Source organism: Asticcacaulis sp. (assembly GCF_051954415.1).
Taxonomy (GTDB): Bacteria; Pseudomonadota; Alphaproteobacteria; order Caulobacterales; family Caulobacteraceae; genus Asticcacaulis.
The window spans coordinates 133,285-158,236 of record NZ_JBQCHT010000022.1 but is presented as its reverse complement, the minus strand read 5'-3'; the positions used below and the strand labels follow the sequence as shown (position 1 = coordinate 158,236).

At 59.5% G+C, this 24,952-nt stretch carries 25 protein-coding genes; 16 read left to right on the top strand and 9 right to left on the bottom strand.

Annotation, left to right across the window (positions count from 1 at the left end; genetic code table 11):
- Window positions 1-42 precede the first annotated feature (42 nt).
- From ACTHND_RS07845 to pgi, 5 genes are read left to right on the top strand one after another with little or no spacing between them, the layout of a single operon-like run.
- Window positions 43-999 (top strand): cation diffusion facilitator family transporter, encoded by a 957-nt coding sequence (locus tag ACTHND_RS07845; protein WP_440177392.1) that lies wholly within the window; start codon window positions 43-45, stop codon window positions 997-999.
- A 43-nt stretch (window positions 1,000-1,042) separates the two neighbouring features.
- Complete coding sequence (gene fzlA / locus ACTHND_RS07840; RefSeq protein WP_440177391.1) at window positions 1,043-1,744, top strand: FtsZ-binding protein FzlA; 702 nt, start codon at window positions 1,043-1,045, stop codon at window positions 1,742-1,744.
- A gap of 2 nt (window positions 1,745-1,746) precedes the next feature.
- The gene (gene queG, locus ACTHND_RS07835) at window positions 1,747-2,880 is read left to right on the top strand and encodes a tRNA epoxyqueuosine(34) reductase QueG (protein ID WP_440177390.1); all 1,134 of its coding nucleotides are present in this window, start codon (window positions 1,747-1,749) and stop codon (window positions 2,878-2,880) included.
- Window positions 2,870-3,862 (top strand): glycosyltransferase family 2 protein, encoded by a 993-nt coding sequence (locus tag ACTHND_RS07830; protein WP_440177389.1) that lies wholly within the window; start codon window positions 2,870-2,872, stop codon window positions 3,860-3,862. Before queG ends, ACTHND_RS07830 begins: the two co-directional genes overlap by 11 nt.
- Window positions 3,859-5,463 (top strand): glucose-6-phosphate isomerase, encoded by a 1,605-nt coding sequence (pgi, locus tag ACTHND_RS07825; protein WP_440177388.1) that lies wholly within the window; start codon window positions 3,859-3,861, stop codon window positions 5,461-5,463. The genes ACTHND_RS07830 and pgi overlap by 4 nt, the downstream gene beginning before the upstream one ends.
- 29 nt (window positions 5,464-5,492) lie before the next feature.
- Here pgi and ACTHND_RS07820 read toward each other — a convergent pair whose 3' ends face one another.
- From ACTHND_RS07820 to ACTHND_RS07810, 3 genes are read right to left on the bottom strand one after another with little or no spacing between them, the layout of a single operon-like run.
- The gene (locus ACTHND_RS07820) at window positions 5,493-6,008 is read right to left on the bottom strand and encodes an FKBP-type peptidyl-prolyl cis-trans isomerase (RefSeq protein WP_440177387.1); all 516 of its coding nucleotides are present in this window, start codon (window positions 6,006-6,008) and stop codon (window positions 5,493-5,495) included.
- The gene (locus tag ACTHND_RS07815; protein ID WP_440177386.1) at window positions 6,008-6,433 is read right to left on the bottom strand and encodes an FKBP-type peptidyl-prolyl cis-trans isomerase; all 426 of its coding nucleotides are present in this window, start codon (window positions 6,431-6,433) and stop codon (window positions 6,008-6,010) included. Before ACTHND_RS07815 ends, ACTHND_RS07820 begins: the two co-directional genes overlap by 1 nt.
- A 52-nt stretch (window positions 6,434-6,485) precedes the next feature.
- On the bottom strand, window positions 6,486-7,688 hold the full coding sequence (locus ACTHND_RS07810; RefSeq protein ID WP_440177385.1) for a threonine ammonia-lyase: 1,203 nt from the start codon (window positions 7,686-7,688) through the stop codon (window positions 6,486-6,488).
- Between the two features lie 216 nt (window positions 7,689-7,904).
- Here ACTHND_RS07810 and ACTHND_RS07805 point away from each other — a divergent pair, with 216 nt between their 5' ends.
- From ACTHND_RS07805 to ACTHND_RS07795, 3 genes are read left to right on the top strand one after another with little or no spacing between them, the layout of a single operon-like run.
- Window positions 7,905-9,917, top strand: coding sequence for an NAD(+) synthase (locus ACTHND_RS07805; protein ID WP_440177384.1), 2,013 nt, complete (start codon window positions 7,905-7,907; stop codon window positions 9,915-9,917).
- Window positions 9,918-9,961: 44 nt separating this feature from the next.
- Entirely contained in the window at window positions 9,962-10,195 is a 234-nt protein-coding gene (locus ACTHND_RS07800) for a hypothetical protein (RefSeq protein ID WP_440177383.1), read from the top strand.
- A complete protein-coding gene (locus ACTHND_RS07795) occupies window positions 10,196-10,576 on the top strand; it encodes a type II toxin-antitoxin system death-on-curing family toxin (protein ID WP_440177382.1) in 381 nt (126 codons plus the stop codon).
- On the opposite strand, the gene ACTHND_RS07790 is transcribed toward ACTHND_RS07795, so the two are convergent.
- Window positions 10,577-10,999, bottom strand: a complete 423-nt coding sequence (locus ACTHND_RS07790; protein WP_440177381.1) for a hypothetical protein — start codon at window positions 10,997-10,999, stop codon at window positions 10,577-10,579.
- A 3-nt stretch (window positions 11,000-11,002) separates the two neighbouring features.
- Window positions 11,003-11,923, bottom strand: coding sequence for a hydrogen peroxide-inducible genes activator (locus tag ACTHND_RS07785; RefSeq protein ID WP_440177380.1), 921 nt, complete (start codon window positions 11,921-11,923; stop codon window positions 11,003-11,005).
- A gap of 69 nt (window positions 11,924-11,992) precedes the next feature.
- On the opposite strand from ACTHND_RS07785, the gene ACTHND_RS07780 reads away from it, so the two are divergent.
- The 3 genes from ACTHND_RS07780 (at window position 11,993) to ahpF (ending at window position 15,029) form a co-directional block, all read left to right on the top strand.
- The gene (locus ACTHND_RS07780; protein WP_440177379.1) at window positions 11,993-12,529 is read left to right on the top strand and encodes a carboxymuconolactone decarboxylase family protein; all 537 of its coding nucleotides are present in this window, start codon (window positions 11,993-11,995) and stop codon (window positions 12,527-12,529) included.
- A gap of 111 nt (window positions 12,530-12,640) precedes the next feature.
- Window positions 12,641-13,204 carry an alkyl hydroperoxide reductase subunit C gene (gene ahpC, locus ACTHND_RS07775; RefSeq protein WP_440177378.1) on the top strand — a complete coding sequence of 188 codons (564 nt, stop codon included), beginning with the start codon at window positions 12,641-12,643 and terminating at the stop codon, window positions 13,202-13,204.
- A 238-nt stretch (window positions 13,205-13,442) separates the two neighbouring features.
- Window positions 13,443-15,029, top strand: a complete 1,587-nt coding sequence (gene ahpF, locus ACTHND_RS07770) for an alkyl hydroperoxide reductase subunit F (protein ID WP_440177377.1) — start codon at window positions 13,443-13,445, stop codon at window positions 15,027-15,029.
- 153 nt (window positions 15,030-15,182) lie between these two features.
- On the opposite strand, the gene ACTHND_RS07765 is transcribed toward ahpF, so the two are convergent.
- The gene (locus ACTHND_RS07765; protein WP_440177376.1) at window positions 15,183-16,052 is read right to left on the bottom strand and encodes a glutamate racemase; all 870 of its coding nucleotides are present in this window, start codon (window positions 16,050-16,052) and stop codon (window positions 15,183-15,185) included.
- Window positions 16,053-16,252: 200 nt separating this feature from the next.
- Between ACTHND_RS07765 and ACTHND_RS07760 the strand changes: the two genes are divergently transcribed.
- Complete coding sequence (locus tag ACTHND_RS07760; protein ID WP_440177412.1) at window positions 16,253-18,373, top strand: M3 family metallopeptidase; 2,121 nt, start codon at window positions 16,253-16,255, stop codon at window positions 18,371-18,373.
- A gap of 37 nt (window positions 18,374-18,410) precedes the next feature.
- Here ACTHND_RS07760 and ACTHND_RS07755 read toward each other — a convergent pair whose 3' ends face one another.
- A complete protein-coding gene (locus ACTHND_RS07755) occupies window positions 18,411-19,181 on the bottom strand; it encodes a DUF6065 family protein (protein ID WP_440177375.1) in 771 nt (256 codons plus the stop codon).
- Window positions 19,182-19,223: 42 nt separating this feature from the next.
- Between ACTHND_RS07755 and ACTHND_RS07750 the strand changes: the two genes are divergently transcribed.
- The 4 genes from ACTHND_RS07750 (at window position 19,224) to ACTHND_RS07735 (ending at window position 21,413) form a co-directional block, all read left to right on the top strand.
- A complete protein-coding gene (locus ACTHND_RS07750; protein ID WP_440177374.1) occupies window positions 19,224-19,733 on the top strand; it encodes a prolyl-tRNA synthetase associated domain-containing protein in 510 nt (169 codons plus the stop codon).
- A gap of 83 nt (window positions 19,734-19,816) precedes the next feature.
- The gene (locus ACTHND_RS07745; protein WP_440177373.1) at window positions 19,817-20,188 is read left to right on the top strand and encodes a GxxExxY protein; all 372 of its coding nucleotides are present in this window, start codon (window positions 19,817-19,819) and stop codon (window positions 20,186-20,188) included.
- Between the two features lie 125 nt (window positions 20,189-20,313).
- Entirely contained in the window at window positions 20,314-21,189 is an 876-nt protein-coding gene (trxA, locus tag ACTHND_RS07740; protein WP_440177372.1) for a thioredoxin, read from the top strand.
- 8 nt (window positions 21,190-21,197) lie between these two features.
- The gene (locus ACTHND_RS07735) at window positions 21,198-21,413 is read left to right on the top strand and encodes a Trm112 family protein (protein ID WP_440177371.1); all 216 of its coding nucleotides are present in this window, start codon (window positions 21,198-21,200) and stop codon (window positions 21,411-21,413) included.
- On the opposite strand, the gene ACTHND_RS07730 is transcribed toward ACTHND_RS07735, so the two are convergent.
- Both ACTHND_RS07730 and ACTHND_RS07725 read right to left on the bottom strand, forming a co-directional pair.
- Window positions 21,403-23,688: an alpha-L-rhamnosidase-related protein gene (locus ACTHND_RS07730; RefSeq protein ID WP_440177370.1), complete on the bottom strand. Its 2,286-nt coding sequence runs from the start codon at window positions 23,686-23,688 to the stop codon at window positions 21,403-21,405. The two genes, ACTHND_RS07735 and ACTHND_RS07730, sit on opposite strands and share 11 nt — an antisense overlap.
- Entirely contained in the window at window positions 23,685-24,929 is a 1,245-nt protein-coding gene (locus ACTHND_RS07725) for a UbiH/UbiF/VisC/COQ6 family ubiquinone biosynthesis hydroxylase (protein ID WP_440177369.1), read from the bottom strand. The genes ACTHND_RS07730 and ACTHND_RS07725 overlap by 4 nt, the downstream gene beginning before the upstream one ends.
- Between the last annotated feature and the right edge of the window lie 23 nt (window positions 24,930-24,952).

The window sequence follows — 24,952 nt, the reverse complement described above, 5'->3', positions numbered from 1 at the left end:
GTGCGGCTTTGCAGACCGGCGGCAAGGTGCTAACAGATTTCAATGACTTCCAAACCGCCTCACGCCAAAGGCCCTGGCCTGCACAATTTGTCACCGGACAGCCTGGTGCGGCTGGCCACCACCCTGTCGGTCGTCACGGCCTGCGTCATGGTGGCGATGAAGGGGGTGACGCTTTACCTTTCGGGTTCGCAGTCCATCCTGGCCTCCCTGGCCGATTCCGGGCTTGACCTGCTGGCCTCCCTGATCACCTTCGGCGCGGTGCGTTATGCCAAGGTGCCGCCGGACAAGGAACATCCCTTCGGTCACGGCAAGGCCGAAGCTTTCAGCGCGCTTTTTCAGGCTGGGCTTGTCTTTGCTTCGGGCGCACTGGTCATGCAGTCCTGCATCCACAACCTGCAAAATCCGCAGCCGATCACGCGCTCCGGCCTGGCGATCGGCGTGCTGATCCTGTCGCTGGCCCTGACCCTGGGGCTGGTTTTCGTGCAGAACCTGGCCCTGAAAAGCAGCCAGTCGGTGGCGGTCTCGGCCGACCGGATGCACTATGTCACCGACCTGGTCAGTAATGGCGTGGCTCTGGCGGGCGTTGTGCTGGCCACCTTGGGCCTGGGCTTCATGGATGCGGTCGCCGGTTTCCTGATGGCAGCCTGGTTCATCTGGGGCGCGGTCAATGTGCTGAAGGAGGCCGCAGACCACCTGATGGATAAGGCTCTGGGCGATGACGAGGTGGCGCGCATCGCCGGCCTGATCGCCAATGACGAACGCGTGCTGGGCGTTCACCAGTTGCGCACCCGCCTGACCGGTCCCTATATCCAGATCCAGGCCCATGTCGAAATGGCGCCGACCCTGTCGCTGGATGCGGCGCACCAGATCATCATCGCGGCCGAAAAACGCCTGCTCGATATCTTTCCCAATGCCGATATCCTGATCCACCCCGATCCGAAAGGCCGTGCGGAGGCCCATGCCGGCGTTTTCAGTGAAGAACACGACGCGGATACCTGACTGGGCTTTGACTTACGGGGGGCGAATAAGGCATAGAGAAGCCATGACCGCCTGTTCGCGCCAGCTTTATCATTTTGCTTTCGACCCGCATTCGCGCATGGTCCGTCTGGCGCTGGGTGAAAAGAAGCTCGCCTTCGAGGAAATCCCGGTGCGTTACTGGGAGCCGGACGACACGATCCTGCGCCTGAATCCCTCCGGCCTGTTGCCGATCCTGGTGGAAACACCCGAACAGGAGTCTGGCGGCCAGACCCACCGTATCTGCGAGGACCGCGCCATCATGGAGCACCTCGAAGAAGCCTATACGGATATCCGCCTGTGGCCGAAGAACGTCAACGAACGCGCCGAGGCGCGCCGTCTGGTCGGGTGGTTCGAGCGCAAGTTCGATTTCGAGGTCAATGCCCTGCTGCTGCACGAAAAGATGGAAAAGCGGCTGATGGGCGGCGGCGTGCCCGATATACCGGCCATGAAGGCCGGCCGCGATGCGCTGAAAGACCATCTGCGTTATTTCGAAAGCCTGCTGGCCGTGCGTAACTGGCTGGCCGGGCACACCATCTCCTATGCCGATTTCGCCTGTGCCGGACAGTTGTCGATCCTCGATTATCTCGACGAGATCAACTGGTCGCGCTACCCGCATCTCAAGACCTGGTACATGGTGATCAAGTCGCGCCCCTGCTTCCGGCCGCTGCTGAATGACAAGCTGCCCGGCGTGGCGCCTTCGGCCCACTATAAAGAACTCGACTTCTGATCATGGACGATCTGGCCGCCTCCATCCGGCAGCAGGCGCATATTCTGGGATTCAGCGCGGCGCGCTTCGCCGCCCTGCCGGATGTATGGGCGGCGTCCGAGCGGCTTAAGGTGTTTGTCGAGGCCGGATTTCACGGCGACATGACCTGGATGGAAGAGACGCTGGAGCGCCGCAGGCATCCGCGCAATATGTGGAGCGGCGCGCAGTCGGCCCTGGTGCTGGGCTATAATTACGGCCCCGACAGCGATCCGCTGGCTTTGCTGGATCAGACCGATACGGCCAATATCAGCGTCTATGCCCGCGGTGACGATTATCACGAACTGATCAAGAAGAAGCTGAAACAACTGGCGACCTGGATCGTTGGGCAGACCGGCTGCGAGCTGAAGGTCTTTGTCGATACGGCGCCACTGATGGAAAAGCCGCTGGCGGCGCTGGCCGGCCTGGGCTGGCAGGGCAAGCACACCAACCTGGTGTCGCGCGAATTTGGCTCATGGCTGTTTCTCGGCGTCATCCTTCTGGATCGGGTGATTGCGGAGGATACGCCGGAACGCGACCATTGCGGCTCGTGCCATGCCTGCCTGGATATCTGCCCGACCAGTGCGTTTGAAGGGCCTTACCGACTCGATGCTCGCAAGTGCCTGTCTTATCTCACCATCGAATATCGCGGCCCGTGGCCTGAAATATACCGCCGCGCCATGGGCAACCGCATCTATGGCTGCGATGATTGTCTCGCCGTCTGTCCGTGGAACAAGTTCGCCCGCGCGACGCATGAGATCAAACTTCAGGCGCGGGAAGGGTTCGAGGGTTTGAAACTGGCCGATCTGGCCGGGCTCGATGATCCGTCCTTCCGGGCGCTGTTTTCCAAATCGCCGGTCAAGCGGATTGGTCGGGAATCGTTTCTGCGTAATGTGCATTATGCGCTGGGTAATCACTTCCGTGTGTCTGGCCATCCGGAGACGGCCGCGCTATTGCAACGCAGCCTTGATGAGGAAAATCCGGTGGTTCGCGGTGCCGCGGTCTGGGCCTTGAAGCAGGGCCTTGAGCCGGAAGCGTTTGCGCGCTTGCGGATACAAAAAGCCGCCGGCGAAGCCGACGCGGATGTTCTGAAGGAATGGGAGGGCGGCCATGCCCAGTGACACGCCGAAATTCACCCTCATTACCCTCAGTTACCGCAGTGAAGCCTCTATTGAGCGTTGCCTGAAGGCTTTGACGGCACTGGGGCGCACGGTTGAAATCATCCATGCCGACAATGGTTCGGAAGCTATGGATTTCGACGCGCTGCAAGCGCAGTTTCCTTCGGTTATCTTCATGCCGTTCGGCGAAAACCTGGGCTATGCGGCGGGCAATAACCGGGCGGCAAAGGCGGCGCGCGGGCACTGGCTCGGCTTCATCAATCCGGACGCCTTCGTGGCTGATGACTGGCTGAAGGCGATGAAGCAGGCCGTTGACGATTATCCGACCATCGGCCTGTTCACCTCGCTGCAATTTCAGGCCGAGGATACGTCCCGGCTGGATGGCGCCGGCGACGCCCTGACCTTTTTCGGCTTCCCCTATCGCTCCGGCCTGGGGCAGGTTCTGCCGCCTAACCTGAAGCCGGCGCATGTCTTTTCGCCCTGTGGCGCGGCCTTCATCATCCGGCGCGACCTGTTCGAGTATCTGGGCGGTTTCGATGAAAATTTCTTCTGCTATTGCGAGGATGTCGATCTCGGCTTCCGCGCCCGCCTGATCGGCGAAAGCTGCGTGTTCGTGCCCGCCGCGCGGGTCGATCATATCGGTTCGGCCAGCACCGGCGTGCGCTCCGATTTCGCGCTTTTTCACGGCTATCGCAATCGCCTCTGGATGTATGTCAGAAACATGCCCCTGGCCCTGCTGCTGCCGACCCTGCCGCTGCATATTGGTCTTACGCTGCTCATGGCCCTGGCCGATACGCTGAAAGGCAAGGGGGGCGTGGTCTGGCGGGGTATTTTCGCCGCGTGCAAGGGCATGGGACCAATCCTGAAACAGCGAAAATCAATTCAGGACGGGCGGCAAATAAGCGCTTTACGGCTGGCCAAAAGCTTGACATGGAGTCCGCTCAAAATTCTTTCCCGCACCATGGACCACCGGAGCCGACCATGACCCTCGATGCCCTGAAAACCCAGGCCGCCGCCGACGCCCACCTCAAGATCGTTGACCAGTTCGCGGCCGATCCGGACCGCCTGTCGCGGATGACTCTTGATGTTGCCGGTATCTTCGTCGATGTGTCCAAGCAGAGCTGGTCGAAGGCCGGTTTTGAGGCCGCCATCGCTGCTGTGGCGCAATCGGGCATCGCCGAAGCGCGCGAGAAGATGTGGACGGGCCAGGAGATCAATGTCTCCGAAGGTCGCGCCGTGCTGCACGTTGCTCTTCGTGATTCTGATGCCGAAAATCTCCGCCTGCGCGGGCTGGAAATCACTTCGGACGTCAAGACCGCGCGCGACGCCATGAAAGACTATGCCGATGGCATTCGCACCGGCGCCATCACCGGCTCTACCGGAAAGCCGTTCAGGACCATCATCCATATCGGCATCGGCGGGTCCGACCTTGGCCCGCGCCTGGTCTGGCACGGTCTGGCGCCTTTGACTCCGCAAATCGATATCCGTTTTGTCGCCAACGTTGATGGCTCTGAACTGGCCTTGGCCACCGCCGGCCTTGATCCGGCGGAAACGCTTGTCATCGCCGTCTCCAAGACCTTCACCACCCAGGAAACCCTGGCCAACTTCCTGGCCGCGCGTGACTGGCTGATCAAGGGGCTGGGTGAGGAAGTCTCCAAGAAGCACCTCGCCGCCGTCTCCGCCGCACCTGACAAGACCGGTGCCTACGGTATCCCTGCTGATCGCGTCTTCGGCTTCAAGGATTGGGTCGGCGGCCGCTATTCGCTGTGGTCGGCCGTGTCGCTGTCGGTCATTATCGCCGCCGGCTATGACGTCTATGAGCGTTTGCTGGCCGGCGCCCACGAGATGGACCAACACTTCCTGACCGCGCCGCTGGAAAAGAATGCGCCGGTCCTGCTGGCCGCTGCGCAGCTTTATAACCGCATCGGCCTGAACCGTCCGTCTCGTGCCGTCATCCCTTACGTCCACCGCCTTCGCCGCCTGGCCGCCTTCCTGCAGCAGCTTGAGATGGAATCGAACGGCAAGCGCACCTCGCCAACCGGTGAATTACTCGATACGCAAACCTGCCCGGTCGTCTTCGGCGACGAAGGCACCAACGCCCAGCACGCTTTCTTCCAGATGCTGCACCAGTCGGAAGACATCGTGCCGCTGGAACTGATTGCCGCCGCGACCAATACCGAAGCTTCGACCGATATGCAGCAAAAACTGCTGTCGAATGTCATCGCCCAAGGCGAAGCCTTCATGGTTGGCAAGTCGCTGGAAACCTCCGAAGCCGAATGCCGCAAGCTCGGCTTCGATGACGCGAAAACGGCTCAGATCGCGCCGCAGAAGGTCTGCCCCGGCAACAAGCCGTCAACCACTGTCCTGCTCAACGAGCTGACGCCGGAAACCCTGGGTGCGCTGCTCGCCATGTATGAGCACAAGACCTTTGTCGAAGGCATCGTCATGGGGCTGAACAGCTTCGATCAGTGGGGCGTCGAACTGGGTAAGACCTTGGGCGTCAATGTGCTGAAGGATATCACCGGCAGCGAAATCGCCGCCCATGATCCGAGCACAACGGCGTTGATCAAGCGTATAAAGGGGTAGACGCAGGGGCACAGCCCCTGCACCCATAATTACTCCCCTTGGACACCCAGCAACTGGATTCGGAAGATCAGGGTCGAGTTCGGCGGGATCTCGCCCATGTCGCGTTCGCCATAGCCCTGGCTCGGCGGTGTGTATAACGTCACCTCGTCACCGACGTGCAGCAGCGGAATGACCTCCTGCCAGGCTGGGACGAGACGGGAGAGCGGGAAATCGGCCGGCTGATTGCGGGCATAGGACGAGTCGAAGACATGTCCGTTCAGCAGCTTGCCTTCGTAATTGATCTTGACCGTGTCGTTGATTGTCGGCTGCGGGCCGGGATTAGGGCTGCGCGAAACGATCTTGTACATCACACCCGAAGGCAGCTTGATGATGCCAGGCTGTTTGGCAATATCGGCCAGATAGGCTTCGCCGTCTTTGAGGTTCTGCGCCGCGGCGGCATCAGCCGAAGCCTGCATGGCCTCAAGCTGGGCGGTGGTATCGGCGGGCTGGCCGCAAGCCGTCAGGGTCAGCAGACCAGCGAGAGCAGCGATGGAGACGAGGCGCATTACTGGTTGATCCCCAGCAGTTGCACGCGGAAGATCAGGGTCGAATTGGGCGGGATTTCACCGAGATCGCGCTCGCCATAGGCCGAGGTCGGCGGCGTGTAGAGGACGATCTCATCGCCGACATGCATAAGCGGAATGACCTGCTGCCAGGCTGAAATCAGGCGGCCGAGCGGGAAATTGGCCGGCTCGTTACGGGCAAAGGAGGAGTCAAAAACCGAACCGTCGAGCAGCTTGCCTTCGTAATTGATGGTGACATTATCGGCCACGGTCGGCTGCGCGCCCGGATTGGGAGAGCGCGACACGATCTTGTACATCACGCCCGACGGCAGGACGGACACACCCGGCACCTTGGCGGTTTGCGCCAGGAATTCCTGACCCTTTTGCAGGTTCTGTTCGGAGAGGGTTTGGGCGTTTGTCTTGTCCATGGCTTGTCCACATGCGGTAAGAATGAAGGCGAGGGCGAAAAGGGTGGCTTTTTTAGTCCATCCGTAAGGCATAGCCTGTGCTCCTGAGGGCTTCTGAAATTTCAAAGGCATGACGCGGGCCTTGCGTCTCCACCATGATGTCGAACTCCGCCCCCTTGGCGGGGACATCGAGCACCAGGCGGTTATGCGCCACATCGACGATATTCCCGCCTTTTTGCGAGATGACATCGGCCATGCGCGACAACATGCCGGGGCGATCGTCGCCTAAGATTCGATAGGTGACAAGGCGTTTTTCGCGGACCAGTTCGCGCTGGAGCACCGAGGCCAGCAGGCGCAGGTCGATATTGCCGCCGCAGAGGATCAGGCCGACATTCAGGCCCTCAAAACGTTCCGGATAGCGCATGACGGCGGCAAGCCCTGCGGCGCCTGCGCCTTCGGTGACCGTCTTCTCGATATTGGCCAAGGCGGCGATGGCGTGCTCGAAATCGGCTTCGTCGATGATCAGCACGTCATCGACCAGCGGATTGGCGAGGGTGAACGAGATATCGCCGACCTCTTTCACCGCGATGCCCTCGGCAATGGTGGCGCCGCCCATGGGGATTGGCATAACGCGACGACGAGCCGTGAACGAAGGGAACATGGCGGCTTCGACGCCGATGATTTTGATCCACGGCTTCATTGCCTTGGCGGCGATGGCCGCGCCAGCGATCAGGCCGCCACCACCGATCGGCACCAGAATAACGTCCAGTTCCGGCACGTCTTCCAGCATTTCGATGACCAGAGTGCCCTGGCCCGTCAGGACCTGTTCGTCATTGAACGGATGGACATAAATCCCGCCCTTCTCGGTACACAGCGTCTGCGCGATGACCGATGCCTCGTCATAGCTGTGGCCTTCGATCACCACCTCGGCGCCATAGCCACGCGTCTTTTCCACCTTCACGAAGGGGGTGCCGATTGGCATGACGATGGTGGCCGGGATGCCGAGACGCTGGGCGTGCCAGGCCACCCCTTGCGCGTGATTGCCGGCGGAGGCGGCGAAAACACCGCGCTGGCGTTCGTCCGCGCTTAGTTGCAGCAGCTTGTTGAGCGCACCGCGCTCCTTGAAGGCCGAGGTATATTGCTGGTTTTCCGCCTTGAGCCAGAGCTTCGTCTTGGTGGCGGCGCTGAGGCGCTGGGAAAAGGCGCATGGCGTGCGCACCACATGGCCCTTTATGCGTTCGGCAGCGGCTTCGATATCTGGAAAGGTCACGGTCATAATGGCGCTTCCCTTATCAGAGGCGGGCAGAGGGCGCTTTCAAAAAATGGGAGCGAGTGCAAAAAAAGCCAGATGGTTTCAAATAAAACGAAAATAACCTACTCGATTATCGCATTGGTCCAATTGACCAAATTTGTGGGCAAAATCCGGATATCGTTCTTATGTAATTCTTGATTGTCTGTCATTAATGACAAATATTAAATCGGAATCGCCGAAATGCCCAAAAAGTTGCAAAATTTCTTCTCTCCGGCCTCTCATGGCTTTGTCCGTATCGCCTGCGTGACACCGAAGGTGCATATCGCCGATCCGCAGGCTAATCTGGCGGAACATCTTTCGCTGGCCAAACGCGCGGATGAAGCTGGCGCCGATCTGGTTGTTTTTCCGGAACTATCGCTTTCAGCTTACACCATCGATGATTTGTTTACGCAGGAGCTCTTGCTTAAAAGCTGCGAAGATGCCCTCGAAACCCTTATTGTCGAGACGGAGAACATAAGATCGGTGCTTGTGGTAGGCGTTCCGCTTATCATCAACGGTGCCGTTTATAATTGCGCAGCCGTTGTACATCGCGGCCATTGCATAGGCATAGTTCCCAAAACATACCTTCCAAATTATCGTGAATATTATGAAAAGCGGTACTTTGCGTCCGGCTCCCAGTTAATGGGCGAGACGCCTATGCTGAAGGATTCCAAAGGAAGGGGGTATGCAATCTTTGTTGACTCCAACGTGCCCGTTTTCAGAGCCTATGGTTTTGAAGCTTTCAGCTTTGGTGTGGAAATTTGTGAGGACGTTTGGTCACCTGTTACGCCTTCAACCCGTCTAGCTCTGAACGGGGCGACAATAATTGTAAATCTATCCGCATCACCAGTCGTAATAGGTAAATCCCGCTCCAGAAAGCGGCTTTGCGCAGCTACTTCAGAGCGTTTGATGTGCGCCTACGCATACAGTGCTGCGGGCCCCGGAGAATCCACCACAGACCTCGCTTGGGATGGTCAGTCTCTGATCTATGAACTGGGCGATCTGCTGGCAGAAGGTGAACGCTTTATGTCGGACAGCATCACATTTGCCGATGTTGACGTACATCGTATTGTGCAAGACAGGCTACGAAATGGCACGTTTAATGATGCTCGCGTTTTTTCCAAAGCCAGCCAGGATATGTTCCGGACCTTTTCCTACACGCCCCACACCTTGACTGACTTCCATCGCCAGGTGCCGCGCTTTCCTTACGTGACGAGCGACCCGGAACGGCTGGACGAAGACTGCTACGAAGCCTTCAACATTCAGGTCCACGGCCTGATGCAGCGGCTTGCCACCAGCAACACCCAAAATGTCGTCATCGGCATTTCCGGCGGTCTGGATTCGACCCACGCCCTGATCGTGGCCTGCAAGGCGTTCGACCGGTTGGGCATTCCGCGCGCCAATATCCACGGCTATACCATGCCGGGCTTCGGCACCTCGACCGGTTCGCGTAATGACGCCATGAAGCTGATGAAGGCGCTGGGCATTTCCGCCGAAGTGCTGGATATCCGCCCGGCGGCCAAGCGGATGCTGATGGATATCGGTCATCCCTACTCACGCGGCGAGCGGGTCTATGACGTCAATTTCGAAAACGTCCAAGCGGGGCTGCGCACCGATTTCCTGTTCAGGTTGGCGGGTGAGAAGAAGGGCTTTGTCGTCGGCACCGGTGATCTGTCTGAACTGGCGCTCGGCTGGTGTACCTATGGCGTCGGCGATCATATGAGCCACTATAATGTCAATTGTGGTGCGCCCAAAACCCTGATCCAGCACCTGATCCGCTGGGCGGCGAAGAAAGAGTTTGATGCGAAGACCGGCCGTATTCTGCAATCGGTGCTCGACCGTGAAATCTCGCCGGAACTGGTGCCGATCAAGGCCGGTGTCATCCAGAAGACCGAGGATAAGGTTGGACCTTACGAGCTTCAGGATTTCAACCTCTATTACATTACGCGCTATGGCCTGAAGCCGTCCAAGGTCGCCTTTCTCAGCTATCAGGCGTGGAAAGATAAATATACGCTTCCGGAAATCCGGAAATGGCTTGAACTATTCCTGTTCCGCTTCTTCACCATCTCGCAGTTCAAGCGCTCGGCCGTGCCCAATGGGCCAAAACTGATTTCCGGCGGCGCTCTCTCTCCGCGTGGCGACTGGCGCGCGCCGAGTGATGGCAATGCGAAAATCTGGTTGGATGAATTGAAGGCGAACGTGCCGGACATGTAGTCTGTCATGAAATTTCATGATAAAGTGCGATCAGGAGATCAGCCATGACCGAACATCAGTCCCGTGAGAAATTCGCCACCCAGATGGACAGTGCCATGCTGGCCGAATTGCGTGCCCTAGCCAAGGCCGAAGGGCGTCAGTTGCAGTCTCTGATCGAGGAGGCTGTCGGCAAGCTGCTTGAAACACGACAGGAAGCAAGAGCTGAACCCGATTTTGAGATGCTTATGAAGCGCAATCATGATCGCTACGCTGGTGTTTTTGAAAAACTGGCCAAGTAGGTGACGCGCTATCTAACTGTTCGGGAAGTTCTCAGGCTGCATGACGATCAACTGCTGCGTCATGGCGGCGGATCAGGTGTGCGTGATCCTGGACAGCTTGAGTCCGCCCTGTTTCGGCCGCAGACAGGTTATTATGCCGATCTGATCGCGGAAGCGGCGGCCTTATGGGAAAGCCTGTCGCAAAATCATCCGTTTATTGATGGTAATAAACGAACAGCCTTGTCTTCGATGTTGATGTTTCTGAACCTCAACGGTCTGGATATTGTCGTGCCGGACGATGATCTATGGGTATTCGTAAATGGTCTTTACGATATGCACAGCTTCCGTTTCGAAGCCTTGGAGCCGTGGCTGCGTGAACACGCCGTTCCGCTGGCGCTCTGACTATTTCAGTCTGGTCGCCATGCCGTTAAAGCTGCACGTCAGGCCGTGATAGACGGTGCAGATGCCGCTTTCGGAGACCGTCAGCTTGTCGCCGTCTTTTTTGATATCGATAGTGCAGGTGGTCTTGTCATCCGGCTTTAAAGTCAGGCTGAGCTCGGCAGGAGATATGTCCTTGGCCGGTTCGCCGCCAGCCAGACCGATATCGCCGGTGCAGCCGTCGGCCGTCGCCGCCACCAGCACGACCTTATGTGCATTGGGCAGACCGCTGACGCGGACCATCAGGTCGCCTTCGTACTTGCCGGGCCAGTCATCGCTGATCGGCGGGGGCGCCACGGCGGCAGCCGAAGACGTATCCGCTTCCGGCGCCGGTTTCGAGCAACTGGTCAACATCAGCAGAGCAAGGGCAGCACAGATGAGGCGCATTCTCTACTCCTTGAGCTTTTCGGCCAGCAATCGCGCTTCGGCGGCGCGGCTGGAACCAGCGCGCCAGATGACGACAATATCGCGGAAGGCGTGATCCGAGGCAAGGGGTCGCACGCAGACCTCATCGGCTTTCACCATGCCGGAGTCCACCGCCATCGCCGGCAGCAGGGAGACGCCCAGACCGGAACCGACCATCTGGACGAGCGTATTTAGTGAGGTCGCCGCGAAGCCGCCACCGTGATTGGCGGCATAGGTCGACAGCGATTCCGAGGTGCCGGTGGGCGAGGTCCACGAACAGGCAGCGAGCGCATGATCGCGCAGGCAGTGACCGTCCTCCAGCAGGATCAGTTCCTCGTTCTTCAGGTCTTCCGGGGCGATGCGGTCGCCGCCGGACAGGCGGTGGCCGAACGGCGTAGCCGCCACGATCTCGTCCTTGCAGATAAAGGCGTGATCCAGACCGGCCAGATCATAGGGCAGGGCGATAACGGCGGCATCGAGCGCACCGGATTTCAGCGAGGCGATCAGGCGGGCCGTCTGATCCTCACGCAGGAACAGGCGCAGGTCGGGGAAATCCTTGCGCAGTTTCAGCAGCGCCTTGGGCAGCAGGAAAGGGGCAACCGTGGGGATGACGCCCAGCCGGAAACGGCCGGTCAGCGGGCGATTGGCGCCACGCGCCGCCTCCACCAGGTCTTCAGCTCGCGCCAGGATATCTTCCGAACGCTTGAGTGTTTCTTCCCCGACGGCCGTCAGGATCACCTGCCCGCGTGAGCGATCGACCACACGGACGCCCAGGATTTTTTCCAGTTCGGCGATACCGGAGGACAGCGCCGGCTGCGACACGAAGGCCGCTTCCGCCGCGCCGCCGAAGCTCTTATGTTCGGCCAGCAGCTTGAGATATTGCAATTGTCTGAGAGTCGGGAGCATGATGGCTATATAAGATCAGTTTATTGAATTGTCAAAATTCATAATCACATTCTATGCGCTGAGGTTCCTATGTCCATTGATATCCTGCAAAGCCTGATCCCTGCCTACGCCAAAGACTTGTCGTCGAACCTGACCAACCTATTGGGTGAAACGATTCTGAGTGACCAGCAGAAATGGGGCAGTTTTCTCTCCTGCGCCCATGCCATCGGCGTGCCGGCGGTGGTGCGTCATATCGAAGCCGCCGCCGGTGAGGTGCTCACACCGGAAGCGGTCACCGCCGCCAGGGCCGCCGCCGCCATCATGGGCCTGAACAATGTCTATTTCCGCGCCCTGCACCTGATGCAGAACAAGGAGTATGAAAAAATGCGCGCCGGCCTGCGCATGAATATCCTGACCAATCCCGGCGTCGATAAGGTCGATTTCGAACTGTGGTCGCTGGCGGTTTCGGCGGTCAATGCCTGCGGCCTGTGCATGGACAGCCACGAAAAGGTGCTGCGCAATCACGGCGTCACCGCGGTTCAGATACAGGCGGCCCTGCGCATCGCCTCAACCGTCAATGCCATTTCGGCGGTTTTGAGGGCCGAGGCGGCGCTGGCACCCTCATAAAAAAAATCTATGCAAAAATAAAATAAAACAAATTTGCTCTATTGATTGTTTTGAGCGATTGTCCCCCCGTACCGCTTAACCCGGTCCCACTCTTACTCAAGGAAATACCCCATGGCTCTCATCAACACCGCCATCAAGCCGTTCAAGGCGACCGCTTACAAGGCCGGCAAGTTCGTCGACATCTCGGATGCCGACACCAAGGGCAAGTGGTCCATCTTCTTCTTTTACCCTGCCGACTTCACCTTCGTCTGCCCGACCGAGCTGGAAGACCTGGCCGGCATCTATCCCGAACTGCAAAAGATGAACGTCGAAGTGTTCTCGGTCTCGACCGACACGCACTTCTCGCACAAGGCCTGGCACGACACCTCGCCCGCCATCAGCAAGATCAATTACTACATGGTTGGCGACCAGTCCGGCACGATCACCAACAATTTCGACGTGATGCGTCCGGGCGTTGGCCTGGCTGACCGCGGCACCTTCCTGGTCGATCCGGATGGCATCATCCAATTCATGGAAATCACCTCGGAAGGCGTCGGCCGTAACGCCACCGAACTGCTCCGCAAGGTCAAGGCCGCGCAATATGTCGCCTCGCACCCTGGCGAAGTCTGCCCGGCCAAGTGGGAAGAAGGCGAAAAGACGCTCGCCCCTTCGCTCGACCTCGTGGGTAAAATCTAAAGCCCTTCTCCTCCCCTGCGCAGCGTACGGGGGAGGTGGCAGCGCGAGGCTCGCAGAGCCGGTGTCGCTGACGGAGGGGGCCGCACTGGTTGTAAAGTGGCCCCCTCCGTCTGTTCGCTACGCTCACAGCCACCTCCCCCGCTTCGCAAGGGAGGAGGTAAGTTCATTCTCCTTATCTGAGCTCTGCGGAGCCCAAATATGGACAATGATTTCCCCCTATTTCTAACGGAGTACCACCATGCTTGACGCAGGGATGAAGACGCAACTGAAGGCGTATCTGGAAAACCTCCGGATGCCGATTGAACTGGTCGCCACGGTCGATGACAGCGCAAAGTCGCGCGAGATGGTCGAGCTACTGAACGATATCGTCGAAGCCTCGGATAAGGTTTCGCTCAAAACCGGTGGCAGCGGTGCCCGCGTGCCCTCTTTCGCCATTGTTCGCCCCGGTTCCGATATCAGCGTCACCTTCGCTGGCCTGCCGATGGGACATGAATTCACTTCGCTGGTCCTGGCCCTGCTGCAGGTCGGCGGCCACCCGCCGCGCGTCGAGGCCGATGTGATCGAGCAGGTCAAGGCGCTGGAAATAGATGGCGAGCTGAAGTTCGAAACCTATTTCTCGCTGACCTGCCAGAACTGCCCGGACGTGGTGCAGGCGCTGAACCTGATGAGCGTGTTGAACCCCAAGATCAAGCATGTCGCTATCGATGGCGCCCTGTTCAAGGACGAGGTCGAAAAGCGCCAGGTCATGGCCGTGCCGACCATCCTGGTCAATGGCCAGCCCTTCGGCCAGGGCCGCATGGGGCTGGAACAGATCCTGGCCAAGATCGATACCGGCGCCCAGGCGCGTGAAGCTGCCAAGATTGACGCCAAGTCGGAATTCGATGTGCTGATCGTGGGTGGCGGCCCGGCGGGTGCGGCGGCGGCCATCTATGCGGCGCGTAAGGGCATCCGCACCGGCGTGGTGGCCGAGCGTTTCGGCGGCCAGGTGCTTGATACCATGGCGATCGAGAACTTCATCTCGGTCTCGCACACTGAAGGACCAAAACTGGCCACGGCGCTGGAGCAGCATGTCAGGGAATACGACGTCGATATCATGAATCTGCAAAAGGCGACGAAGCTGATCCCGGCCTCCGAACCCGGCGGGCTGGCCGAGGTGCAGCTCGAAAGCGGCGCCGCCCTGCGGGCCCGCACCGTGGTCATCTCGACCGGTGCCCGCTGGCGCCAGATGAATGTGCCCGGCGAAGACCAGTACCGCAACAAGGGCGTGGCCTATTGCCCGCACTGTGATGGTCCGCTCTTCAAGGGCAAGCGCACAGCGGTGATCGGCGGCGGCAATTCCGGTGTCGAAGCGGCCATCGACCTGGCCGGCATAGTGGCCCATGTCACCCTGCTGGAATTCGCGCCGGAACTGCGTGCCGATGCCGTGCTGCAACGCAAGCTCTACAGCCTGCCGAACGTGACGGTCATCACCGAAGCCCAGACCACGGAAGTGCTGGGCGATGGCGATAAGGTGACGGGCCTGGTCTACAAGGATCGCATTCACGACACGCAGCACACGATCGAACTGGAAGGCATCTTCGTGCAGATCGGCCTGCTGCCCAATACCGAATGGCTGAAGGACACGATCAACCTCTCCCCGCGTGGCGAGATCGAGATCAATGACCGCGGCGAAACCTCGGCGCACGGCATCTTCGCCGCCGGCGATGCCACCACCGTCCCGTACAAACAGATCGTCATTGCCATGGGCGAAGGCTCCAAGGCGGCGCTGTCGGCCTTTGATCACCTGATCCGGACGTCGCTGCCGGTGGATATCGCGGCGGAGTAGGCAGGCAAGGGGTCGCGGACCCCTTGACCCCGAAACGCGATAGTGGCTAGTCAATGAACGACAAAAAACCGGGCCTCAAGAGGTCCGGTTTTTTGTCGTTAAACGGTTAATCACTAACGAGTTATGAGGTCCAGGAGGCCGTGCCTCCTGGCCTTACGCTACTTTCACCGCGCTAACCGCCGCGAACGTGAGCGGCGCGCCCCAGAAAGCTTCGATCAGCGCCGATTGCGTGCGCGGCTCGCCGGTGGTGAGGAATTCGCGCTGGCCGGTATCGCCAATGGTATATTCCGGGTGGCGCTCGATATAGTCCGCCAAGGCCTTGGAGACCGGTGCGGGCTGGTGGATCAGCGGCGTGCCGGTGGGCAGGTGTTCGCGGAAGAGATCGGCCACCAGTTCATAGTGGGTGCAGCCGAGGATAGCGCGGTCGGGATAGCGGCCGATGCGGATGCGCAAAGACTCGACATGGCCCTTGATCTTGGCCGAGAGGTCTTCGCGCGCGGCGCCCTGCTCGATCATGTCGGCCAGGCCGGAGCAGGCTTCGGTGAAGACGGCGATATCCTGGCGGCGCTTGTCGATTTCGATTTCGTAGACGCGCGAACGGGCGGTGGCGACGGTCGAGAACACGCCGATGACATCAAGCTTTTCGATCTTCTCGCCGCGGCGTTCGGCCTCGTGTTCCCAGGGCAGGCCGGTGGCGGCCTCGATGGTGGGGACGATGATACCCAGCACATTGACCGGACGCTTATAGGTTTTGCGGAACTGGGCCAGCCAGGTCGATTGCAGGCGGCGCAGGGCCACGGCGGAAGCGGTATTGCAGGCCAGCACCACCAGAGACGCGCCGGCCTCGAACAGGGTTTCGCAGCCGGCCCTGGTCAGCTCGACGATCTCCTCGCCGGAGCGATCACCATAGGGCGCGTGTTTCTGATCGGCGAGATAGACGAAATCGGCCTGGGGCAGACGATCGACCAGGGCGCGATGGATGCTCAAACCGCCGATGCCGGAATCAAAAACGCCAATCGCCATGAACTGATTTCCTGTGTTACGAAAACTTAATTTGGCCGCGTTTGTTGCGGTCTATAGGTTCATCAGTTACGACTTTTGTCATGTGCCGTAAACAGGCCATTTCTGCCCTGCACCCATAGAGCGCATCCCGAAAAGTGTGATGCACTTTTCGGATTAAGATGCGCGTACCTACAGGAGAGTTCACCTTGCCTTCACCCCAAATGAACCGCCGCTCCGCCCTTGGCCTGATGGCCGGCGCCAGCACCGCAGCCTTCGTCACCCCCACATTCGCGCAAAGCACTGGAGGCATCGCCATCGCTACCGCCTATCTGACTCAAGCCTGGACCGGTCCCTATGGCGGCGTGCCCTCTTTCGACAAGGTGAAGATTGCCGATTTCGAACCGGCGACCTTGACGGCCATGGACGCCATGCGCGCAGAGATCAGGGCGATTACGGATAATCCGGCCCAGCCGACCTTCCAGAACGTCATCGAAGCCTATGAGACTTCCGGCGCCGCCTATGACCGCGTCGGCGCGGTTTATAATGTCTGGGATTCAAATCTCTCGACCGGCGGCTTCCCGGATGTCTCCGCCAAACTGTCGCCGATCAAGGCGGCGTTCGGTGATGAAATCACCCAGAATGCCGACCTCTTCCAGCGCATCGAGGCGGTCTATAACCAGCGCGACAGCCTGAAACTCAATCCGCAGCAGGACCGCCTGTTGTGGAAGAAGTACAACAACTTCGTCCGCGCCGGCGCCAAGCTTTCGGAAGCGCAAAAGAAGGAAGTGGCCGATATCAATCAGCAACTGGCCACCCTGTTCAATCGCTTCTCGAACAACCTGAAGCACGACGAGGCGCAGGCCACCTTTATTACCAAGGATGACCTTGACGGCCTGCCGGAACCCTTCATCGCCGCCCTGGCCTCCAAGGCCAAGGAATTGGGTAAAGACGGTATGTATGCCGTGCAGAACACCCGTTCGGCCATGGAGCCCTTCACCACCTATTCGACCCGCCGTGACCTGCGCGAAAAGGTGTGGCGCGCCTATATCATGCGCGGCGACAATAACGACCAGTGGGACAACAAGCAGATCGGTTCGCAGATCCTCAAGCTGCGGGCGAAGCGCGCCAAGCTCTATGGCTACCCGACCCACGCCCACTGGCGCCTGGAAGTGGCCATGGCCAAGACCCCGGACAATGCCATGAACCTGATGGAGGCGGTGTGGGGGCCGGCGGTCAATCGCGTCCACGAAGAAGTGGCCGACATGCAGAAGATCGCCGATGCCGAGGGCGCCAACATTACGATCGCCGCCTGGGATTATCGCTTCTATGCCGAGAAGGTAAAGAAGGCGAAGTACGATCTCGATGAGTCGGAAGTGAAGCCCTACCTGCAACTGAACAAGATACAGGACGCCATGTTCTGGGCCGCCAACAAGATGTATGGCTTCGAGTTCATTCAGGTAAAGGACGTGCCGGTGTTCCATCCGGACGTGACGACCTACAAGGTGATGCGCGCCGGCAAGCAGGTTGGCGTGTGGTACTACGACCCTTACGCCCGCGAAGGTAAATCCTCCGGCGCCTGGGAAACCGAGTATCAGGGCCAGTCCTATATGCTGGACCACATCTGCATCTGCTCGAACAACTGCAACTTCATCAAGGCCGAGCCAGGTCAGCCGATCCTGATCTCGTGGGATGACGCCGAGACCATGTTCCATGAGTTTGGCCACGCCATCCACGCCCTGTCGTCCAATGCCTACTATCCGAGCCAGGGCGGCACCAATACGGCGACCGATTTCGTCGAGTTCCCGTCGCAGCTCAACGAGCACTGGCTGCCCCTGCCGGTGGTGCTGAACCAGTTCGCCATCCACTATGAAACCGGCAAGCCGATGCCTGCCGAATTGCAGGAAAAGCTGGTGCGTTCGTCGAAATTCAACCAGGGTTTCGCCACGGTCGAATACCTGGCCTGCGCCCTGATCGACATGAAATATCACCTGGCCGGCGATGTCGATATCGACATTGATGCCTTTGAGAAAAGCGAACTGGCCAGGCTGAACATGCCGACCGAAATCGTCATGCGTCACCGCCCGACCCAGTTCGCGCACATCTTCGCCGATGACGGTTATTCGGCAGGCTATTACTCGTACCTGTGGTCGGACGCGCTGGTGGCCGACGCCTATGAGAAGTTCATGACCGAGGGCGGGCCGTTCGATGGTCCGACCGCCAAGAACTATTTCGACAATATCCTCAGCGTGGGCGACACCATTCCGCAGGATGTCGCCTATCGCAATTTCCTCGGCCGCGACGTCAACCGCGATGCGCTGATGCGGCTGCGCGGCTTCGCTTAAACAGACAGGACCGGGGCCACTGGCCTCGGTCCTACTTTTAGCGCGTCTTTTTCGGGCGAATGACCTTGGGGGTCTTCAGGCGGCGGCGGTTGATATGGTCATCGACCTTTTCGATCACCTGGCCCGTCGGGTCCGGCTTTTCGCCCTTGAAATAGAATTTCTGCCAGGCTTCCTTGACCGCATCGGGATCACGCCTCACCAGGCTATCATTGAATTCCTGCCGCGTCCGGGCCCAGGCATCGAACTGTTTCTTCAGCTCCGGATCGCTTTCCAGCGACTTGATCACCGGCTGGATATCGTCCTGGCCCTTGTGCTGCACCACCTGGATAAAGCAGAAGGGTTCGCCCTTTTTGAAGGTCACCATGCCGGGACGCGTCATCAGCCAGTTCATGGTGAAGGGGAAGGGCAGCCAGTCGGTTTCCACCAGCCCGGTCAGCGGCGCGATGCCGTCCTTGACCTGGTTGGGCGCACCGGACGCCTGCACGGCATAGCCGGGCGGGGTGCGGAACAGGAAACCGGTATGAAAGGTCACCACGCCGTGGGTGAAGTGCGATGAGACCAGGTGTTCCAGATTATAGTTGGGGTCGGCATCGCAGGTGATCGTCAGGTCGTTCTTGCCGATGCCGCCGTTCCAGATGATGGTGATATCGGTGGGGCAAAGAATTTCCCAGCCGGTGGTGTTTGCCATGGTGAGCGGCAGGCAGCGATAGGGGAAGCGGGACTGAAAACTGTCCATCCATTCCCGCTCCGGCCGGCCGGGCACGATTTCCGGCGGATAGGTGGTCATGACAAAGCACTCAAGTTCCATCTGGCAGTTCCATCGTCAAAAGGATTGCGGTAAAGGCGGATCATGACCGATCCGCTCTACACGCCTGAAAAACTGCTCGAAGCCTTAAATGATTTGGGCCTGAAAACAAGCACCCTGACCCATGAAGCCGTCTTTCGCGTCGGGGAAGGCGACGACATAAAGTCGCAGCTTCCCGGCGCCCATACCAAGAACCTGTTCCTGAAGGACGACAAAGGGCAGCTCTGGCTGATCTCGGCCGAGCAATCGACGCAGATTCCGCTGAAGATCCTGCCGAAGGTAATCGGTTCGGGCCGCCTCAGCTTTGGTTCGGAAGACCGGCTTTATAATGCCCTGGGCGTGCGGCCGGGTTCGGTGACGGCGCTGGGCCTGATCAATGATCCGGAACACAAGGTGCGGTTTATCCTCGACAAGGCCCTGGCCGATGCAGAGATCGTCAATTTCCACCCCCTGACCAATACGGCCACGACTTCTTTATCCCAGGCGGATTTCCGGGCGTTTATAGGGTCTCTGGGCCGTGAACTGGTGATCGTGGATTTCGCGACATTGATGTAAGGGGTTTAGCCACAGATGTCACAGATGGGCACAGATAATCCGAGTGTGTGAATAGTTTAGTGGGCCATCGGAAAGGGGAGAAGGTGTCTGATCAGCGTGATCCGCAAACCTATACTATTATAGGTGCCGCAATGGAGGTGCATGGAATTCTGGGAAGTGGCTTTCTGGAATCGGTTTACCATGAAGCCCTGTCTCGTGAACTATCTCACCTGAATATTCCATATGCCCGCGAATGTTCATTGCCGGTTATCTATAAGGGTGAAGCCCTGCCATGTCTGTTTCGTGCGGACCTTATTTGTTTTGGTACGATCCTTGTCGAACTCAAGGCGCAAACGCGCCTGTCGGGAACCGAAGATGCTCAGGTCGTTAATTATCTGAAAGCATCCGGGTTAAAGAAGGGACTTTTGCTCAATTTCGGCGCTTCGCGCCTGGATTACAAACGCTACGTTTTATAACACCTGAGTCAAAACACACTAAAATTCATCTGTGCCCATCTGTGACATCTGTGGCTGAACCTTCCTGCCTTGAACCGGTTGAACACAAACACCATCTGAGCTAAGCCACGCTTGAGAGGTACACCATGGCCAGCAACGACCCCAATATCATCGACGGTTCTGAAAACACCTTCATGGCTGACGTCATCGAAGCCTCAATGACCCAGCCGGTCATTGTCGATTTCTGGGCCACCTGGTGCGGTCCGTGCCGCCAGTTGGGTCCGGCGCTGGAAAAGGTCATCGGCGAGCAGAAGGGCAAGGTGAAACTGGTCAAGATCGATGTCGATCAAAACCAGGCCATCGCCGCCCAGATGCGCGTCCAGTCCATCCCCACCGTCTACGCCTTTGTCGGCGGGCGTCCGGTGGATGGTTTCATGGGCGCCAAGTCGGAAACCGAACTGCGCGCCTTTATCGACAAGCTGGGCGTGGCCGGTGACGGCAGTCCGTCGGTCGATGATGCCCTGGCCCTGGCCACCAAGTCGGTGGAAGACGGCGATATGCCCAGCGCCATGGAAGCCTATGCTTTCGTGCTGGAACAGGATCCGGAAAATACCAGGGCCATTGCCGGCATGGCGCGGATTTACCTGAAACTGCAACAGCCGGACCATGCCAGGGCTACGCTCGATCAAGTGCCGGCGGATACAAAAGATGCCGATATTCTGGGCCTGCGCGCCGCGCTCGAACTGGCTGAGGGTGCGCCCACCGATATCACTGGCCTGCGCACCAAGATCGCCGCCAATGGCCGGGATTTTGATGCCTGGTATGACCTCGGTCGTGCCCTGGCTGCCCAGGGTGAGATGGCGGAGGCGATGAATGCCCTGCTGGAAATCGTCAAGTACGAGCCGGAATGGAACGGTCAGGCCGCCCGCACCTATCTGTTCAAGATCTTCACCGCGCTTGGCGCCTCATCCGAACTGACAAAGGCCGGCCGCCGCCGCCTCTCCTCGCTACTTTTCTCCTGAGGCTCGCCATGACCGATATCGAAACCTACGCCAAGAACGAGCTGGAAATCGATCCGCGCCTGCTGGAAGCCCTGGTCTGTCCGGTCACACGCCGGCCGCTGACCTATGACAAGGCGGCGCAGGAACTGATCAGCCCGACGGCCGGCCTGGCCTTCCCCATCCGCTCCGGTGTGCCGATCATGCTGGTCGATCAGGCCCGCAAGTTCGAACCGGTCAAGGCGTAAAGCGGTTTTTGCCGGCCGTGAGCGGGTAGCTTTTGCCGTTCCATATGAAATCACCCGGCAGACCGGAAGGCATGTCGATCTCGGCAGACAGGCCAGTCTTCGTTTGTGCGTAATGAACGCTTACTGGTCCCCAAGGCGTTTGCGCGGTGGCTTCCAGTTGCTCCAGATTGCCGAGGTGTGGCGTAATCCGCACCCTCGCATAGCCGGGCGCTGCCGATTGCACGCCGGCGACAATGGCCAGCAGGTCGGCGGTCGGGTGCGCGCTCCAGGCATGGCTGTCCGAGCGGTCTTCCAGTTTCGCTTCCGGCCAGGTCGAGAAGTGCAGAGGCAGCAGATCGCGCCAGGTTTGCAGCAGGTCAAGATAGCGGTCGCTCAATCCGGCATGTTCATAGGCCCGCACCAGATACCACGAAAAATAATAGCTGACCGGGATCAGCCCTTCCGGCGGCTCAATGCCATGTGCGGTGATACGGGTCAGGATATCCGCTTGCTGGTCCTTCGGCGCGACATCATAGAGTACGGCCAGGGCATTGGTTTGTTGCGAAAACAGGGTCTTCGACGGATCGTCGGCGAACAGATGGCGGTTTGCATCCCAGCAGTTGTCCTGAATGCCGGCGCGCACAGTTTCAGCCTGCGCTCTGTCGGTTGCGCCTATTCGGGCATCACCTAACGCCTCCTCCAGATCAGCGGCCTGCTGCAGGGCGCCGAGATAGATCAGCGAGGTCAGACAGGATTCCCCATTGCGGTCGAAGCTGGGGAAGGCGTCACGATCCTTGCCAACCCAGTCGACGAAATTCCAGGTCGGGTTCTTGCCGAGCAGGCCACTGGCGTGAACAAAGGGCCTGAACCAGGCCAGCACCTCGCGGGCACGCGGCAAATTGCGCGAAATGACGGCCGTATCCGGCTGGTTCATCCAGTAGTCGTGCATCATGCCGATCCACAGCAGCGAAAACGGCGCGATCGGATTATGGCCACGACTGGGATAGGCCCCCTCGGTCAGTCCGCCTTCGGTATCGGACCAGCCGAACGCATCGATAGCATTGACCGCCAGCCGTTTGTCCCCCGAAACCGCATAGGAAATCAGCATCTGGATGCGGGTGTCGCCGACATATTGCAACTGTTCCCAGTAGGCGGAGTCCATATAGGTCTCATGCGCATCGAGCCGCGCCGTGCGCCAGCCGATATCCCATATTTCATTGAGCGCCGGATCGCTGGAGTGGAACCGGCCAATGGCTTCAAATGGATAGTGGGTTTCATGGGTTTCCAGGCGTTCGAGCGTCAGCGGCTGACCTTTCGTCTCGATGTCCAGTTGCAGGAAGCGCCAGACCCGCCAGTGCAGCGGCTCGAAGCTGACCGGCTCCCCACTGGCAACAAAGGTGTCAGTCAGGCCGCGAATGGTGCGATCGTCGACCGCGTCGCGCACGCCTTTTCTGCCTGCCTTGTCATAAAGCGCTTCAGCGTAGGTCGCCCTGATCATTGCATCCTTGCCGCCGGAAACCCGAAGCCGCGGATAGGCCGCCACCATGTTGTCGCGGCGGATCAGAAGGGTGACATGGCTGTGGGCCGGAATGACCTGCGGTGCATCGGGGAAAGAGCCTTCGCCGCGCACCAACCGGCCATTATCGGTCAATTCATAGGTCATTTGCGGCAGGGGATCGGGCGTCAGGTTCCGGGGTGAAGATGCCGTCGCCGCTTGCCAGCCGATCACCGGTTGGCGCGCATCGATGTTTTCCGGCGCGCCGGCGACATAATAGCCCAGCCAGTCCGGCGTATCGATCTGCGCCATGCCGGATGTAGCCCTATGGCCGCTGTCTGGCGCCACCTGCCAGCCGGGACCGCTATCCAGGCCCGCATAAGCGCTGTCTTCGGCCCTGAGATAAAAGCCCGTTCCCGCCGATTGCTGCGATAGCGGTCCGGTTTGCTTCTTGAGGTCGTCCTCACCCGGAATGACGAAATTCCACACCGTGGCATTGATGGCGTTCGAGCCTGCCTTCAGCCAGGGCGCGAGATCGATGCGGGCATATCGCCAGTGCGCCAGATCGCTGGTGGCCGGACCGGAAGCCACGCGCTGGCCGTTGATATACAGCAGAAAGCGGTTGTCAGCGCTGACATCGACCCAGAGATGCGCCGGTGTCTTGTCGAGCGTGATATCCTTGCGGAAATGCAGAACCACTGGAGCGGCAGATACGCCCGGCGCAGTGATCCAGTTCGATTCCTGCGCCACGGCGGGTACGGCCAATCCCAGCATACACAGGATCAGCCAGAGCGGCCTCACACCAGCTCTCCCCGCAGCAGTTTCGGCAGGTCACCCGTGGCCGCGCCGGCGTCTTCCATGACGAACTGGCGCAGGGCGGACACCTTGTTGAACAGGCCGATGCCGACGCCACGCACAGCCCGCAGCAGCGGATTGCCATTGGAGAACAGGCGCACAAAGCCGTCCATCACCACGGAGGTCGAGACATTATCGAAGCGCCGCCACTTGGCATAGCGTTCCAGCACCAGGTCGCTGCCGATATCTTCACCCAGGCGCGCCGCCTCGATCAGTACCTCGGCCAGGGCCGCCACGTCCTTGAGGCCGAGATTAAGCCCCTGTCCGGCGATCGGATGGATGCCGTGGGCGGAATCGCCCAGCAGGGCCAGCCGGCCCTTGTGCATCTCTTCCGCCAGGCCCAGGCCCAGCGGATAGATGAATTTCTCGCCCACCAATGTGAGTTCGCCAAGAAATTCGCCGAAACGCCCGATCAGGTGATCGTAAAACAACTGGTCATCAACCTGCATCAGCGCTTTCGCTTTCGCATGGGTTTCCGACCAGACAATGCAGGCGCGGTTGTCGTTCAGCGGCAGGATGGCGAACGGACCGGTGGGCAGGAAGTGCTCATAGGCGACGTGATTGTGCGAATGTTCCATCTGCACGGTGCAGACCACGGCGCTCTGCTCATAGGTCCAGTTGATATATTTGATACCGGCCTTTTCGCGCAGGGTGGACTTGCGGCCTTCCGCCGAGACGATCAGCGGTGCGCGCAGAGTCTCTCCCGTATCCAGATCAACCTCGGCGAAGGAACCGTCCTCACGATTATCGATCACCGAAGCCGGACTGATCAGGCGGATGCCCTGGTTGATGACCTCTTCGTACAGCGCCTTGCGCACCTGGCGGTTCTCGACCATGTAGCCCAGGGGCTCATCGCCGGTGCGATCGGAAATTTCCTCCGAGGCGAAATGCAGGAAAAACGGCAGGGGCTTAGGCGCCGAAGCCCCCGGCAAGTGGCCGTCGGTGACGAAGATTTCGTCCATGCGGCAGGCATACTTTTCCAGCACATCGCCGACGCCCAGCGCCTTCCACTGGCGGAAACAGGCATAGGCGATGGCCGAGGCGCGGCCGTCAAAACTGACATCCAGCATGTCATCGAAGGGTTGCCGCTCAACCAGGGCCACGTCCAGCCCGCCGGATTTCAGGGCCAAGGCCAGGGTCATGCCGGCCATGCCGGCGCCAACGATTACGACATCATATGTTTTCATAATCGCATCATAGCCTTGCCGGC